General features: G+C 70.8%; 16 protein-coding genes and 3 tRNA genes. 5 read left to right on the top strand and 14 right to left on the bottom strand.

Translation table 11 applies throughout. The features are described from left to right. The first annotated feature begins 311 nt into the window (after nucleotides 1-311). Nucleotides 312-1,058 (top strand): hypothetical protein, encoded by a 747-nt coding sequence (locus CLV40_RS06610; protein WP_104477949.1) that lies wholly within the window; start codon nucleotides 312-314, stop codon nucleotides 1,056-1,058. Nucleotides 1,059-1,166: 108 nt separating this feature from the next. Then, nucleotides 1,167-1,397, top strand: a complete 231-nt coding sequence (locus tag CLV40_RS06605; protein WP_104477948.1) for a hypothetical protein — start codon at nucleotides 1,167-1,169, stop codon at nucleotides 1,395-1,397. Nucleotides 1,398-1,447: 50 nt separating this feature from the next. Here the strand turns inward: CLV40_RS06605 and rplA are convergent, their stop codons facing one another. The 12 genes from rplA to CLV40_RS06545 form a co-directional block, all read right to left on the bottom strand. Next, the gene (rplA, locus tag CLV40_RS06600) at nucleotides 1,448-2,170 is read right to left on the bottom strand and encodes a 50S ribosomal protein L1 (protein WP_104477947.1); all 723 of its coding nucleotides are present in this window, start codon (nucleotides 2,168-2,170) and stop codon (nucleotides 1,448-1,450) included. Nucleotides 2,171-2,280: 110 nt separating this feature from the next. Beyond that, a complete protein-coding gene (rplK, locus tag CLV40_RS06595) occupies nucleotides 2,281-2,712 on the bottom strand; it encodes a 50S ribosomal protein L11 (RefSeq protein ID WP_104477946.1) in 432 nt (143 codons plus the stop codon). A gap of 112 nt (nucleotides 2,713-2,824) precedes the next feature. Next, on the bottom strand, nucleotides 2,825-3,634 hold the full coding sequence (nusG, locus tag CLV40_RS06590) for a transcription termination/antitermination protein NusG (RefSeq protein ID WP_104477945.1): 810 nt from the start codon (nucleotides 3,632-3,634) through the stop codon (nucleotides 2,825-2,827). A gap of 47 nt (nucleotides 3,635-3,681) precedes the next feature. After that, a complete protein-coding gene (gene secE / locus CLV40_RS06585) occupies nucleotides 3,682-4,095 on the bottom strand; it encodes a preprotein translocase subunit SecE (RefSeq protein ID WP_104477944.1) in 414 nt (137 codons plus the stop codon). Between the two features lie 63 nt (nucleotides 4,096-4,158). Further along, a tRNA-Trp gene (locus tag CLV40_RS06580) sits at nucleotides 4,159-4,231 on the bottom strand. A gap of 234 nt (nucleotides 4,232-4,465) precedes the next feature. Then, nucleotides 4,466-5,563, bottom strand: a complete 1,098-nt coding sequence (locus tag CLV40_RS06575) for an aminotransferase-like domain-containing protein (RefSeq protein WP_104477943.1) — start codon at nucleotides 5,561-5,563, stop codon at nucleotides 4,466-4,468. Between the two features lie 50 nt (nucleotides 5,564-5,613). Further along, entirely contained in the window at nucleotides 5,614-6,015 is a 402-nt protein-coding gene (locus tag CLV40_RS06570) for a MaoC/PaaZ C-terminal domain-containing protein (RefSeq protein WP_104477942.1), read from the bottom strand. Then, nucleotides 6,012-6,479, bottom strand: a complete 468-nt coding sequence (locus tag CLV40_RS06565) for a MaoC family dehydratase N-terminal domain-containing protein (RefSeq protein WP_104477941.1) — start codon at nucleotides 6,477-6,479, stop codon at nucleotides 6,012-6,014. Before CLV40_RS06565 ends, CLV40_RS06570 begins: the two co-directional genes overlap by 4 nt. A 99-nt stretch (nucleotides 6,480-6,578) precedes the next feature. Then, nucleotides 6,579-6,743, bottom strand: a complete 165-nt coding sequence (gene rpmG, locus CLV40_RS06560) for a 50S ribosomal protein L33 (RefSeq protein ID WP_104477940.1) — start codon at nucleotides 6,741-6,743, stop codon at nucleotides 6,579-6,581. A gap of 181 nt (nucleotides 6,744-6,924) precedes the next feature. After that, nucleotides 6,925-6,998 (bottom strand) — tRNA-Met (locus tag CLV40_RS06555). A 62-nt stretch (nucleotides 6,999-7,060) separates the two neighbouring features. Continuing rightward, nucleotides 7,061-7,133, bottom strand: a tRNA-Thr gene (locus CLV40_RS06550). 65 nt (nucleotides 7,134-7,198) lie between these two features. Beyond that, complete coding sequence (locus CLV40_RS06545) at nucleotides 7,199-9,886, bottom strand: putative bifunctional diguanylate cyclase/phosphodiesterase (protein ID WP_104477939.1); 2,688 nt, start codon at nucleotides 9,884-9,886, stop codon at nucleotides 7,199-7,201. Between the two features lie 458 nt (nucleotides 9,887-10,344). On the opposite strand from CLV40_RS06545, the gene CLV40_RS06540 reads away from it, so the two are divergent. Further along, nucleotides 10,345-10,845, top strand: coding sequence for a GNAT family N-acetyltransferase (locus CLV40_RS06540; protein WP_104477938.1), 501 nt, complete (start codon nucleotides 10,345-10,347; stop codon nucleotides 10,843-10,845). Nucleotides 10,846-10,849: 4 nt separating this feature from the next. On the opposite strand, the gene CLV40_RS06535 is transcribed toward CLV40_RS06540, so the two are convergent. Together CLV40_RS06535 and CLV40_RS06530 are read right to left on the bottom strand one after the other, a co-directional pair. Then, complete coding sequence (locus tag CLV40_RS06535; protein ID WP_104477937.1) at nucleotides 10,850-11,815, bottom strand: winged helix DNA-binding domain-containing protein; 966 nt, start codon at nucleotides 11,813-11,815, stop codon at nucleotides 10,850-10,852. Next, a complete protein-coding gene (locus CLV40_RS06530; RefSeq protein WP_104478301.1) occupies nucleotides 11,812-12,231 on the bottom strand; it encodes a VOC family protein in 420 nt (139 codons plus the stop codon). Before CLV40_RS06530 ends, CLV40_RS06535 begins: the two co-directional genes overlap by 4 nt. Before the next feature lie 115 nt (nucleotides 12,232-12,346). On the opposite strand from CLV40_RS06530, the gene CLV40_RS06525 reads away from it, so the two are divergent. Together CLV40_RS06525 and CLV40_RS06520 are read left to right on the top strand one after the other, a co-directional pair. Continuing rightward, nucleotides 12,347-12,856: a sigma-70 family RNA polymerase sigma factor gene (locus CLV40_RS06525; RefSeq protein ID WP_181043357.1), complete on the top strand. Its 510-nt coding sequence runs from the start codon at nucleotides 12,347-12,349 to the stop codon at nucleotides 12,854-12,856. Beyond that, nucleotides 12,853-14,097 (top strand): hypothetical protein, encoded by a 1,245-nt coding sequence (locus tag CLV40_RS06520; RefSeq protein WP_146107952.1) that lies wholly within the window; start codon nucleotides 12,853-12,855, stop codon nucleotides 14,095-14,097. Before CLV40_RS06525 ends, CLV40_RS06520 begins: the two co-directional genes overlap by 4 nt. Nucleotides 14,098-14,143: the final 46 nt, after the last annotated feature.

Below are 14,143 nucleotides of genomic sequence, written 5' to 3'. Positions count from 1 at the left end.
AGAGGGCGCTCGAGAGCGACCACACCAAATCCACGTCCCCCTGCGCGGGCTGCCCTAGGGCCTTCGTCCTCCAGCGGAGGAAACCAGCGGTCTTCGGTGAACCGGGCCAAGAGTACGCCCAACCCCCCACGCACTCCAAACCGACCCCCCACACACGGCATTATGTACCGGTGGCCGAAAGTGACCCCCACCCCGGCGACCATCCGCCCGCGGGACCACCACCCGTCGAGTGGCACCCCCCTGAGCAGCCGACGTCCGGCCCACCCGCGCTCCGCCCGGCGAACGAGATCCAACCCGCCGCCGGTACCGACATGGAGCAGTGGCGCCAGTTCCAGGAGTTCCAACGGTTCCAGGAGTTCCAGCGGTTCCAGCAGGGCCTGCCCCCCGGCGCCCCGATTCCCCCCACGACGCCGACGAGGCCGGCAACCAGACCCCTGTGGCAACGCGTCCTGCGAGCCAAGTGGTTCCGCAAGCTGGTCTACCTGTTGATCATCGCCCTGCTCATCAACTGGGCCTACGACCACTACTTCGGCAACCCCGACGACGACAAGCCCGCCAGCGAGACCGGCGGCGGCGGGGTTGCGCAAACCGTTCTGTTGCCCAACAGCCCGGTCGCCGCAGTACGCAGGTTGTACAAAGACGTCGCGAACGATGTCGACTTGGTGTGCACGATGTTCGCGTCTCCCCAGGTAGCCCAACAGTTCGCGGAGAACGTGGGTGCACGCGACTGCCCAGCGGCGGTCCACAAGTTGAAGTCCGAGGTCACCCAAGTATCCGCCTACACCGCCCCCCGATTTCCATCGCAGGTGACGAATGCCCCCACTACGTCGGGCACCGCGGTGATCAGTTCTTGCGAACTGACCGTGCGAGGTGGACCGCTGTTGGGAAAGCTCACCTTGACTCGCGTGGCCGGGGCGAAGGACGAGCAGTGGGCGATATCCGGTCACGAAAATGAGCCGGACCCTTGTCCGCCCATGCCAGGCCAGCCGAGCCAGTCCGGCCAACCAAGCCAGTCCGGAGCGCCGTCGACAAGTTCCTCGGTACAACCGACCAGCTGACAGGCTGGAAGGCCGAAGAGCCAGCTTCCGTCTATGAGCCTGCGGTTGGACATCGAGTCAACCCATCGATGGACTCTCGGCGAGTGGGGCGCGCCCTAGTGTCGGGGTATGGATCAGAAGGCCTACGACGGGCTGCAGACCGTGGTGCTCTTGGTCGGGGTGTGGGAAGGGTTGATCCCGTTCGTAGCCAAGATCTTCGGGTGGCGCCCGTTCCTGGCCTTTCCGCTGCACCTGCCGGATCCGTTGTGGTGGATCGTGTCCGGCGCGGTCATCGTGATTTCTCTGGTGCTGTTGGAACTCCTGGACCGGGCCAAGAAACAAAGCACGCGGGAAAGCTGAAGGGGCCTGTCACCGGGTGGTGACAGGCCCCTTCAGGGAAAGCGGGAGACCTAGGCGGTCGCGACTTCCTCTTCGAGGAGGTTGCGCAGCTTCGCCGGGTCGACCGGGATGCCGGGGCCCATGGTGGTGGAGAAGGTGACCTTCTTCAGGTACCGGCCCTTGGCCGCGGACGGCTTGGCGCGGAGGATCTCGTCGAGGGCGGCGGCGTAGTTCTCGACCAGCTTGGCGTCGTCGAAGGAGACCTTGCCGATGACGAGGTGCAGGTTGGACTGCTTGTCCACCCGGAAGTTGATCTTGCCGCCCTTGATCTCGTTGACGGCCTTGGTGACGTCCGGGGTGACCGTGCCGGTCTTGGGGTTCGGCATGAGGCCGCGCGGGCCGAGGATGCGGGCGATGCGGCCCACCTTGGCCATCTGGTCCGGGGTGGCGATGGCGGCGTCGAAGTCGAGCCAGCCGCCCTGGATGCGCTCGATGAGGTCCTCGGAGCCGACCGCGTCGGCACCGGCGGCCTCGGCCTCGGCGGCCTTGTCGCCGGTGGCGAAGACGATGACGCGGGCGGTCTTGCCCGTGCCGTGCGGCAGGTTGACGGTGCCGCGGACCATCTGGTCGGCCTTGCGGGGGTCGACCCCGAGGCGGATGGCGACCTCGACGGTGGCGTCGAGCTTCACCTTGGACGTGTCCTTGGCGAGCTTGGCGGCCTCCAGCGGCGTGTACAGCCGCGCGCGGTCGACCAGCTCGGCGGCCTGACGGTAGGCCTTGCTGCGCTTTGCCATTGCTGTTCCTTACGAAAAGTGTGTGCGCGGTGGGCGAAAGCGGCCCGCCACGCGCGGATCAGTTGTGGTGCGAGCCAGCGCGTGGCTCTCCCACGGGTCGTGCGAAAGCCTTATTCGACCGTGATGCCCATCGACCGGGCGGTGCCCGCGATGATCTTCGCGGCCTGCTCGATGTCGGTGGCGTTGAGGTCGGTCTTCTTGGTCTCGGCGATCTCGCGGACCTGGTCCCAGGTGACCTTGGCGACCTTGGTCTTGTGCGGCTCGGCCGAGCCCTTGTCCACCCCGGCGGCCTTGAGCAGCAGCTTCGCCGCGGGCGGGGTCTTGAGCTTGAAGTCGAACGAGCGGTCTTCGAACACGGAGATCTCGACGGGGATGACCGTCCCGCGCTGCGACTCGGTCGCGGCGTTGTACGCCTTGCAGAACTCCATGATGTTGACGCCGTGCTGACCCAGCGCGGGGCCCACCGGCGGCGCCGGGTTGGCCTGGCCCGCGGTGATCTGCAGCTTGATGATCGCCGCGAGCTTCTTCTTCTTGGGGGGCATCTCGTGCTTCCTTAGTGCTTCCGGTGTGCGGTGCGCGCGGCACCGCCGTGGACGCACCGGGGACGAATGGCCGCGTCCCGGTGCGCCTGCCCGGCCCGATCGCTCGGACCGGTCAGATCTTGGAGACCTGGTTGAACGACAGCTCGACCGGCGTCTCCCGGCCGAAGATCGACACCAGGACCTTCAGCTTCTGCCCGTCGGCGTTGACCTCGCTGATCGTGGCGGGCAGCGTGGCGAACGGACCGTCCATGACGGTGACCGACTCGCCCACCTCGAAGTCCACCTCGACCGTGGGGCCGCGCGTCGCGGCGGCCGCGGCGCCCTTGGCCGCCGTCGGCTTGGCCTCCTCGACCTGCGGGAGGAGGAACTTGAGCACCTCGTCGATGGTCAGCGGCGACGGCTTGGAGGTGGCGCCGACGAACCCGGTGACCCCGGGGGTGTTGCGGACCGCCGACCAGGAGCCGTCGTTGAGCTCCATGCGGACCAGGATGTAGCCGGGCAGCACCTTGCGCTGCACCTGCTTGCGCTGGCCGTTCTTGATCTCGGTGACCTCTTCGGTCGGCACCTCGACCTGGAAGATGAAGTCCTCCATGTCCAGGGTCTGGATGCGCGTCTCGAGGTTGGTCTTGACCTTGTTCTCGTAACCGGCGTACGAGTGCACCACGTACCAGTCGCCGGGGGCGGAGCGCAGCGCGTCGCGCATCTCGGCGACCGGGTCGACCGGGCCCTCATCGATGCTCGGCGCCTCGACGTCGTCCTCAGCGGAGTCGTCCTCGACGGAGTCAGCCTCGGTGGCCTCGTCGGCCTCGGCGGAGTCGTCGACCTCGTCGGTCTCCTCCGCCGCGCCGAGGACCTCGTCGGCGTCCTGGTCGGAGAGGCTGGTCAGGTCGCTCCCGCCGGCAACGCCGTTCTCGGAGGTCACAGTAGGTCTCGCTTCCTTTCGTACAGCGCGTGCCCTGGCAGGCGAACTCAGCCGAAGAGCCAGAACACGCCCTTGCCCAGGGCCACGTCCAAGCCCGCGACCAGGGCAACCATGAACGCGACGAAGACCAGCACCACGGCGGTGTAGGTGATCATCTGCTTGCGCGTGGGCCAGATGACCTTGCGCAGCTCGGAGACGACCTCGCGGAGGTACCGGGCGATCCTGGCGAAGATCGAGCCGCGGCTCTCCGCGCGGTCGCGACTGGGCGTGGGGCGACCCTTGCGGTCGGCGGCGGTGGATTCGGCCTTGGCGGCCGGGGCGCGCTCGGCGCGGGGCTTGGCGGCCCCGTCCTTGCGCGCGGCCGGACGAGCCGTTCCGCGCCGCTCACGTCGGGCAGCGGCGGTGGACGGACGAGACGGGCGCTCCGGCTGCCCCTCTTCCCGCTCCTGGTCCTCGGCCACGCCATCCTCCACTCGGTGTGTTCCCCGGTCCGGAGCGGGATCAGCCGGACCGGACGTCAAACGCAGGGGCGACAGGAATCGAACCTGCAACCTGCGGTTTTGGAGACCGCTGCTCTGCCAATTGAGCTACACCCCTTCGCACTTCACCGAACACTCTACCGGCGAACCGCGTTCGGACGCACTCGACCATCCCCACCCTGCGGCAGCGGCGGGGACGGCCGGGTCGTGCCAAGGACGTGAGCATACGACACCGGTGGCCCGGGCCGGAAACCGACTCCCGGTCCACCCGCGCGCAGCCCGCTGACCAGCCGGTTCGCCGCAGTGTTCATGATCACACCGGACCCGCGGCACCGCGGCGGACCCGGCCGGGTCAGCCCTCGAGCGAGCGGACGGCGTCGGCGAGCCGCGCGACGCCCTCCTCGATCTGGTCGACGCGCACGCCCGAGTAGGCCAGCCGCAGGGTGGAGCGGCCGCCGTCGAGCAGGAAGTCGGTGCCCTTCACGAAGGTCACCCCGCGCGCCTCGGCGGCGGGCAGCAGGACGTCGACGTCGACGCCGTCGGGCAGCTCGACCCACATGAAGTAGCCGCCCTCAGGGGCGGTGAAGCGCGCCTCGGGCAGGTGCTTGGTCAGCGCGGAGCACAGCGTCTCGACCCGCTCGGCGAGCGCGGCGTTGACCGTGGCGACCGAGCGGTCGACACCGCCGTCGACGCAGAACCGGTACACGATCGCCTGGGCGAGCATGTTCGGCGAGATGTAGGTGTTGGTGGCCCGCACCCGCACCTTGGCGACCAGCTCGGCCGGGCCGACGATGTAGCCGACGCGCACACCGGGGGCCACGGTCTTGGAGAACGAGCTGGCGTAGACCACGCGGCCGCGGCCCTCGTCGAGCTCCAGCATGGTGGGCAGCGGCTGCCCGGCGAAGCGGATCTTGACGTACGGGTCGTCCTCGAAGATGACGAAGTCGTACTGCTCCGCCAGCTCCAGCAAGCGCTTGCGCTTGGCCAGGCTCAGCGTGTAGCCCGCCGGGTTCTGGAAGTTGGGGATGATGTGCGCGAAGGTCGGCCGGAGCCCGTCCTCGAGCAGCCCCGCGAGCTCCTCGACGTCGATGCCGTCGGTCTGCAGCGACACCGGTCGCACGTCGGCCTGCCGCTCGCGCAGACCGAGCAGGGTGCGGTCGTAGGTGGGCCGCTCGACGACGACCGGCTGCCCAGCGGTGACGAGCTGGTCGAACAGGAACGCGTCCGCCTGCATCGAGCCGTTGGTGACCAGCACCTGCTCCTCGGCCACACCGTGCTGCTCGGCGAGCAGCTTGCGCAGCGGGGGGTAGCCGATCGCGGTGCCGTACCCCAGCGCGCCGCCGGGGTCCTGGGTGAGTGCGGCGTCCGCGGCGGCCTTGAGCCCCTCGACGTCGATGATGTCGAGCGAGGGAGCGCCACGGGCGAAGGAAATGAGGTCAGATGCCGTCACGCGTGAAATCTAGATGAACCCCGCCCGGGCAGACCGAGCAGGGGCCACCCCTAGACGCGCAGGATCGCGATCGCCTTCCCCAACACCGACTTCCCCTCGAACTTCGCGTCGAGGTTCACCCGAACAGTCCCGTCCTCGTGCACGGCCCCCACCTTGCCGCTCAACTCCAGCAACGCCCCGACCTCGTCATTGGGCACCACCACCGGCCGCGTGAACCGCGCCGAGTACGACACCAGCTCCCCCACACCCCAGTCCGTCACCACGCGCCCCGCCAACGCCATGGTCAACATCCCGTGCGCGATCACATCCGGCAGCCCGACCTCGCGCGCGAACGCCTCGTTCCAGTGGATCGGGTTGAAGTCCAACGCCGCCCCGGCATACCGAACAAGATCCCGCCGCGTGACCCGAACCTCAATCCCGGGCAACACGTCCCCAACCTGAACCCCGCTCACGCCCCCACCTCCGCACCGGCGTCCGCATCACGCACAACCAACTGCGCCCGCGTAGTAGCCCGCGGTTCCCCCGCCTCGGTGACCACGTCGGCCCGGAAGTTGATGAAGTCGTTCCCCGCCCGACTCATGATCTTCTCGATCGTCGTGCGCACCACCAACCGGTCCCCGGCCACGATCGGGCGGTGGTACTCGAACCCCTGGTCCCCGTGCACCATCCGGCTGTAGTCCAACCCCAACTCCGGGTCGTTCACGATCCGGTTGATCACAGCCAGGTTCACGATCATCGTGAACGTGGGCGGCGCCACCACATCCGCGTACCCAGCCGCCCGCGCGGCCTCCGGATCGACGTACTCAGGCCGAAGATCCCCGATCGCCTCCGCGAACTCCCGGATCTTCTCCCGCCCCACCTCGTACACCGTGTCCGGCGGGTACTCCCGCCCCTCAAACGACTGGTCAAGCGCCATACCCCGAACCCTACCCAACCCCAAACACCACAAAGACCGACCTACCAGTGGCAGATCGGTCCGTGGAAAAGCGATGTCGAGCGCCAGCCCGACCAACCCTCAGCGGGTCTCCTTGTGCACCTTGTGGGTGCCGCAGTTCGGGCAGAACTTCTTCATCTCCAAGCGATCCGGGTCATTCCGCCGGTTCTTCTTGGTGATGTAGTTCCGGTGCTTGCAGCTCTCACACGCGAGCGTGATCTTCGGCCGCACGTCAGTAGAAGCCACAACAACCAGCCCTTCACAAAGATCAACAGCCCCCAACCTCAGGGGCCAGGAGCCAGGAGCACCCGCCCCCGTTGGGGGTCCGGGGGCTTGCCCCCGGCTGGGGGTCTGGGGGGCTTGGCCCCCCAGAACAATTGCGAAGCGACAGGTAGATGCTCTCCATCTACACACGTCACCCATCGCGTAGCGGTGGCCGGACTTGAACCGGCGACACAGCGATTATGAGCCGCTTGCTCTACCAGGCTGAGCTACACCGCTTTGACACAGCTCAAGCCGCGTCACACCGACGATATTCCCGGTGTACCGCGGCCGAACCGTCGAGCCCCTTTACGGAATCGAACCGTAGACCTTCTCCTTACCATGGAGACGCTCTGCCGACTGAGCTAAAGGGGCCTTGTCCCTGGGGACGGGCGTAACTGTACACACCCCGCGGGCAAGCTCCAAAACGGGGGGTGGGTCTAGCTGATCAAGGTGAGCACGGTCTCCTCGCGCAGCCCCCTGGCCTGCGTCGTTCGCGCTTGCAACCACGCTTCCAGCCTGCTCTCGGACAGCGGCCGGGAGATCAGGTAGCCCTGGGCGACGTCGCAGCCCATGCCCGCGAGCTGGTCCCGGGCGGCGTCGTCCTCGACGCCCTCGGCGACCACGGTCAACCCGAGCGAGTGACCGAGTTCGACGATCGAGCGGACCACGGCGAGGTCGCCGAGGTCGGTGCCCATGCCGAGCACGAAGCTCTTGTCGATCTTGACCTCGTCCACCGGCAGCTGGCGCAGGTAGGCCAGCGACGAGTACCCGGTGCCGAAGTCGTCGACCGCGAGGACCACGCCGAGCGCGTGCAGGCGGCGCAACACCGGCAGGGCCCGCTGCGGGTCGGCCATCACACCGGACTCGGTCAGCTCCAGCGTGAGCAGCTCCGGGGGCACCCCGTGCTTGCGCAGCGCCTCGTCGACGCGGTCGGGGAAGCTGGGGTCGTCGAGGCTGCGCACGGACAGGTTGACCGCGGCGGCGATGCGCAGGCCGCGGTCCATCCACTTGCGGACCCGGATCAGCGACTGGTCCATCACGAACCCGGTGAGCGCGTCGACCAGGCCCGCGGCCTCGACGGCGGGGACGAACTCGTCCGGGTCGAGCCTGCCGAACTCGGGGTGGCGCCAGCGGACCAGCGCCTCCACGCCGAGCACCTGCCTGCTCGGCAGCGCGACCTTGGGCTGGTAGTGCACCTTGACCTGACCGGTCTCCAGCGCCTGCCGGAACTGGGTGACCAGGTGGAAGCGGCGCAGGAAGATCTGGCCCATGGTGGGCAGGTAGGCGCGCACCGTCTCGCTCGCCGAGCGGGCCGCGCGCAGCGCCACGTCGGCGTTCTGCAGCAGCGCGTCGACGTCGAGTTCCAGCGCGGTGCCGTCGCCCTCGATGGCCCGCGGGCTGGAGTAGCCGACGACCGAGGTGGCCTCGACGGTGAGCCGGTCGACCGGGTAGGGCGCGGCCAGTTTGGCCCGCAGCCGCTCGGCGACCGCGTGCGCCTCGTCGGGGGCGGTGTCGAGCAGCAGCACGGCGAACTGGGCGCCTTCGAGCCGGGCCAGGGCGACGTCCGGGCCGAGCGCGTCGCGCAGCCTGCGGCCCGCGGCGACGACCATGCGGTCGCTCCAGGCGTAGCCGAGGGCGTCGCTGACCGTGGACGGCACGTCGAGGTCGATGCGCAGCACGACGGATTCCTGGTGCCCGCGCAGCGGTTCGCCCGCGGTGCGCCGGAAGCCGGGTCGGTTGAGCAGGCCGGTGAGCGGGTCGTGGTAGGCGTCGTGGCGCAGGGTGGCGAGCAGGCGGCGGTTGTCCATGGCGGTGGCCAGGTGGCTGGCCGTGGTGCCGATCAGCCGGACGTCGGCCTGGCCGAAGCCGCGCCAGCGGGAGAGCTTGTCGTGCGCCTCGACCAGGCCGAGCAGGTGGTTGCCGCTGCGCAGCGGGACGACCAGCGCCTCGTCGGCGCCGCGGCGGGCCAGCGCGTGCCGGATCTCGGGGGTGGCGTCGGCGCGGCGGAAGTGCCGGACGGGCGAGCCGGGCAGGCGCAGCAGGGCGTCGGCGCGGGAGCCCCCCGCCTCCAGTTCCAGCGCGTCGGTGGGCAGTTCGTCGCCGGAGACGATGGTGCGCAGCGGCAGTTGCGGGTCGAACCGCAGCCGCAGCACGACCCGGGCCGCGCCGAGCTGGTCCTTGATCCGGTCGGCGATGACCTGCCACTCGTCGGTGTCGGGGGCCTCGGCGACCGCGCCCTCGTCGCCGATGGCGGGCGCGGGGCGCGCGGCGGCCTGGTGCCCGGAGCGCGCGACGATGAGGCTGACCTCGGACAGCGCCTCCAGGTCGCGCTGCTCGCGCAGCAGGCCGGAGTAGGCGATGTAGAGCGCGGACAGCCCGGCCATGACCAGTACGAGCAGCGGCCAGCCCGCCTCGGCGTGCGAGACGACCTGGTAGCCGACGACCCCCATCGAGGCGTTGACCAGACCGAGGACGAGGGTGCGCGCGACCAGTCGGACGGCCGCGCCGAGCCGCATGTGGCGGCCGAGGACGCGCACGCAGACCAGGGCGAGCAGCGTGCTCGACAGCGGGGCGGCGACCGCGCCCGCGAGCACGCCCGCCCAGGCCGGGCCGACGCCCGCCAGCGCGTCGTTGACCCAGGTGACCACGGCGAAGGCGCTGGTGATCTCGAAGACCATGGCGCCCGCGTTGTAGAGGATGCGGTCCTGGACCTTGCGGACCAGCAGGGTGCCGACGCCCGCCAGCAGGTGCGCGGCGAGCACGACCTCGAAGGGGGCGACGAACAGCCCGATCACCATCGGGATCTCGCAGAAGGTGATCGACCAGGAGACGCCGCCGCGCACGTCGATGTTGATCGCCAGCTGCTCGGCGAGCAGGAAGCCGACGGCGAGCAGCAGCCCGACCAGCACGACCTGCGGGGTGTGCCGGGGCGGCAACCACCAGGACACGGCGGCGGCCGCGGCGACGGCCGAGGTCAGCACGAGCACGGAGAAGAACAGGAACCGCCGGTTGGGCGCGGCCTCCTCCGGCTGCCAGTCGCCCGCGCGCTCGACGGGATCGCGCAGGTCCGCCGTCGCCACGGGGACCGCGATGCCCTGATCGGCCACGCCAGGGTGCTCCGGCATGCAACCTCCTCGAACGGGCGGTGATCGGCCCCTGCTGGCCTCCCCCGCGCATGGCGAGTCCCCCGACGGCCCGCTGACTGTACCCCGATCAGGCGACCTAGGCACGTGTGCTAGTTACTCGCGGACACCATCGAAGACCCCTGCTCATCAGGTGAGATGGCCGGTCGAGGTGGTGGCGGTGCGCCTTTCCGGCCCACCAACGAGTTCGCCCTTTGGACGCTCACCAGCGAGGACTCCGGCCTGGTCCGCGCGGGTCGGGAGCAGCGGCCGACGCGCAGAGCCGGTGATAGGACGTTCCACACGCAAATCGGGCGTAGGACGGTCACCCCAACGGTGATCACCCTGATAGCCCAACGGTCTGCCAACAGAGCGAGACATCGGCGGCCATTCGGCCGCAGGCGCCGAGCGCGTCGACTACACCTGACCCGGACACCACACACGAACAGGACGGCCGCGCCATGTGGACCACCCGCCCGGAGACCGCGGCCGACACCGCCGCCATCCACGCCGTGACCGCGGCGGCCTTCCCGACCGCCGCCGAGGCCGACCTGGTCGACGCCCTGCGCGCCGACCCGGCGGCCTGGATCGACGGGCTCTCCGTCGTGACCGTGCTCGGCGACGAGGTCGTGGGGCACGCGCTGCTCACCCGCTGCCGCGTCGGCGGCGAGCGGGCGCTCGCACTGGCGCCGTGCTCGGTGCTGCCCGCCCACCAGGGCCGGGGTGCCGGGTCGGCGGCCATCCGGGCCGGGCTCGACGCGGCGCGCGGGCTCGGCGAGAACCTCGTAGTGGTGCTGGGGCACGCCGAGTACTACCCGCGGTTCGGGTTCACGCCCGCGTCCGGGTTCGGCATCCGGGCGCCGTTCGAGGTGCCCGACGAGGCATTCATGGCGCTGTCGCTGGATCCCCCGCGCCCGACGCCGACCGGCCTGGTCGAGTACCCGCCCGCCTTCGGGGTCTGACGGGTCAGCTCTCGGCGTCGCCGTTCCAGCGGCGGAGGTCATCGAGTTCCGCGTCGACGTTCACCCGCGGACTGGTCTCCACGCCTGCGGACGTGCGCTGCCAGGTCGCGACGACGCGTCCGTCGACCAGGACCGTGGGCATGATCATGCCCCCGCCCGCCTGCACGCGTTTGCTCAGTTCCGGCGGCACGATCCCGTCACGCGTGCGGTACCCCAGCAGGTACGTGTCGAAATGCCCGAGCAGGCGGGTGGTCGGCCCGGGGTCAGGCGACTGCGGTGGCTGCGCCAACCCCCGGAACGCCGACCGCGCCTTGCCCAGCGGAAGTCCGGCCCAGGTGGCGAAGTCCTCCGCCGTGGCGGGCGCGAAGCCCTCCAGGTACCGCTGCGCCAATCGCGCCAACGCGTCCGCTTCGTCCAGGGGCGCGCCGGGGTCGAAGGCCACGTACGTCGGCTCGGTGTCCGACCGGTCGGGTCCCCGCCGGATCCGGCCCGTCATCGCCGCGTAGGTGACCATGTGGTGCGGCGCCTGCGACTTGGGGTCGAGTACGACTCCCGCCGCGGCCAGCGCGTCGACCAGTTCGGGGCGGCTGCGCGGCGCCGAGCAGGCGGCGGCCACGATCTCCGCGCCGTGCGCGGCCAGCGCGTCGTCGATGCCCAGTTGCAGTCGGCGCCCCCGGTAGCCGTGCGCGAACCGGGGGCCGAGCAGCGACACGACCCAGCCCGCGTCCGCCGCCGCCAGCATGTGCAGCGTCCCGCGCATGGCCCAGGTGCGGACCACCGAGCCTGCCGCGCACGCGTCGTCCACATCGGACCGGACCAGCCCCTCGGTGCGCACCCGCACGGCCAGCCGGGCGGCGCGGATGTCCTGGGCCTGGATGCCGACGACCCGGCGCACGGCGGACACGACGTCGGTGGCCCGCGGCCCGGCGAGCCCCTGGGCGACGGTGCGGGCGACGAGGTCGGCGGTCATCCGGCGAAGAGCAGGTCGGGGTCGGCCATGGCCTTGAACTCCAGCGCGTTGCCCGCCGGGTCGCGCAGGAACATCGTCCACTGCTCGCCCGGTTCCCCCTCGAACCGGACATAGGGCTCGATGACGAAGTCGGCGCCCGCGGCGCGCAGCCGGTCGGCGAGCGCGTGGAAGTCGGGGACGTCGAGCACCAGCCCGAAGTGCGGCACCGGGACCCCTTGCCCGTCCACCGGGTTGGTCGCCGCGTCCCCGCGCCGCCCCGGCGCCAGGTGCGTCACGACCTGGTGCCCGGCGAGGTTCCAGTCGACCCAGGTCCGGTCCTGGCGGCCGCGCGGGCAGCCCAGCACCTCCCCGTAGAAGCGGCGGGCCGCGTCGAGGTCGTCGACCGGGATGGCGAGGTGGAAGGCGGGCCTGCTCATGCCGACGACCGTACCGGCCCGATTTTTCAAGATCTTTCGGCGGATCGGCAACCTTTCCGACCCCGCGCCCGGTCTAGGGGGTGGACTGCGTGACGGGACGGGGGGAGGTGGCGGGGTGCGCGGCGGGGACGCGGGGTTCGACGAGTTCGTCCGCGAGCGGTACGACCAGCTGCTGCGCTACGCCATCATGCTGACCGGTCGCCGGTGGGACGCCGAGGAGATCGTGCAGGAGGCGCTGCTGCGCTGCCTGCGCCGCTGGCGCCGCGTCCCCGCCGACAACGCCGTGGCCTACGTCCGCAAGGCGATCTACCACGAGTTCCTGCGGGTCGCGCGGCGCAAGCCGCAGGTCCCGCTCGACGAGCTGGCCGAGCAGCTGGACCTGGAGGACTTCGCGCCCGCGGTGGTCGCCCGCGACCACGTGCTGGTGGTGCTCCAGCAGCTGCCGCCGAGGCAGCGCGCGGCCGTGCTGGCCCGGGTGGTGCTGGACCTGTCCGAGGCGCAGACGGCCGTCGAGCTGGACTGCTCGGTGGGCACCGTGAAGTCGCTGACCAGCCGGGGCATGGCGCGGATACGGCAGTTGTGGGCGGCGGAGCAGGCGGCGGCACCGGGGAGGAGGGGGACGTGATCGCCGAGGAGCAGGAGTACGCGACCCGGCTGCGGGAGGAGCTGGCGGACGTCGCGGTCCGCGCGTCGGCGGGCCAGGTCGACACCGTGCTGCGGCAGGTGCACCGGCGCAGGCGGGACCGGCGCAACCAGCGGATCCAGGTTTTCACCGCGATGGCGGTGGTCGCCCTCGCGGTCGCCGGGGCGTTCGCGGTCACGACCGCGGGCGAGCACGCGGAACCCGCACGCCAGGTGGACGCGACGACGCCCATGGCGCAGTGGCCCGCGCGCGGCGAGCTCGCCGCGGACAAGGACCTGGTCGCCCGCGCGGAACAGGCGTGGCACTCCTACCGGCAACCGCCGCGCGGGCCGCTCAAGCCGCTGTTCGCCGGGGTCTCGCCCAACATGTCGGCGAACATGGTCGTGGTGGCGCTGATCGCCCCGGAGTCCGGGCAGGTCGCCTTCGTGACCACCCCGATCCGGGTCAACCGGCCGTCCGACCCGCGCGACCGGCTGCTGGTGCGCGCGGTCGCGCCGGTGACGCCGGAGCAGCGCGGGGTCGGGTTCATGGCGTCGCGGCCGCTGCCCGAGGACGAGCCGCCGATCGACCAGAACGCGGTGGGGATGGCGTTGACCTCGCCCGCTGCGGAGAACGGCAAGGTCTACACCTCCACCATCGACTCCCAGTCGGAGCCGAGCTGGCCGACCACCGTCGTCGGCGCGCTGTGGCCGCAGTACGAGATGGGCGCGGGCGCGTGGAACAGCGAGCTGCGCGTGCAGTTCCGCGGCGCCGCGAGCACGGAGGACTACACGCTCGTCACCGGGGTTTCCGATGACGTCGACCTCGGTCCCGTGGCGCTGCGCAGGGCAGGCGCGGCGCTGCGGGCCGAGGGACCGGGGGTGCGCCAGGGCGACCTGATCATCACCCCGAACGGCGTGGTCGGCGTGGTGGCGGCACCGGACGGCACCGTCGACACCCGGTTGAGCGAACTGGCCGCGCACGGCACCGTCGGGGTCGCGATCTCGCGGGTCCCGGGGCGGGTGCGCGAGGTCGGCGACCACGCGGAGTTCACCGCGACCGGCCCCGGGGACTTCGGCGAGGAGCAGCGGCTGGTGCTGCAGGCCTGGGACGAGCCGCGGCTCGCGCTCACCTTCGCCAAGCTGGCGGGCTACGAGCCGCACTGGCTGGTGGCGCGCACGGCCGGACCGGACGCCGCGGAGAACGTGCTGCGCCTGGGCAAGCCGGGAGCCGCGAAGCCATGACCGTGGCCAACCGTGGGACGGGGACGTGGTGGGCGGCGCCACCACG

The sequence above is a fragment of the Actinokineospora auranticolor genome (assembly GCF_002934265.1).
In the GTDB taxonomy this organism is placed as follows: Bacteria; Actinomycetota; Actinomycetes; order Mycobacteriales; family Pseudonocardiaceae; genus Actinokineospora; species Actinokineospora auranticolor.
Note: the sequence above shows the minus strand (reverse complement) of the source record. Positions and strands in the feature narration are given on the sequence as shown.

Bases quoted from the DNA above. Each gene is read 5' to 3' on its own strand.
- CLV40_RS06610 (WP_104477949.1), top strand. From the start codon at position 312: ATGGAGCAGTGGCGCCAGTTCCAGGAGTTCCAACGGTTCCAGGAGTTC.
- CLV40_RS06605 (WP_104477948.1), top strand. From the start codon at position 1,167: ATGGATCAGAAGGCCTACGACGGGCTGCAGACCGTGGTGCTCTTGGTC.
- rplA (WP_104477947.1), bottom strand. From the start codon at position 2,170: ATGGCAAAGCGCAGCAAGGCCTACCGTCAGGCCGCCGAGCTGGTCGAC.
- rplK (WP_104477946.1), bottom strand. From the start codon at position 2,712: ATGCCCCCCAAGAAGAAGAAGCTCGCGGCGATCATCAAGCTGCAGATC.
- CLV40_RS06565 (WP_104477941.1), bottom strand. From the start codon at position 6,479: ATGGCGCTTGACCAGTCGTTTGAGGGGCGGGAGTACCCGCCGGACACG.
- CLV40_RS06545 (WP_104477939.1), bottom strand. From the start codon at position 9,886: ATGCCGGAGCACCCTGGCGTGGCCGATCAGGGCATCGCGGTCCCCGTG.
- CLV40_RS06540 (WP_104477938.1), top strand. From the start codon at position 10,345: ATGTGGACCACCCGCCCGGAGACCGCGGCCGACACCGCCGCCATCCAC.
- CLV40_RS06535 (WP_104477937.1), bottom strand. From the start codon at position 11,815: ATGACCGCCGACCTCGTCGCCCGCACCGTCGCCCAGGGGCTCGCCGGG.
- CLV40_RS06530 (WP_104478301.1), bottom strand. From the start codon at position 12,231: ATGAGCAGGCCCGCCTTCCACCTCGCCATCCCGGTCGACGACCTCGAC.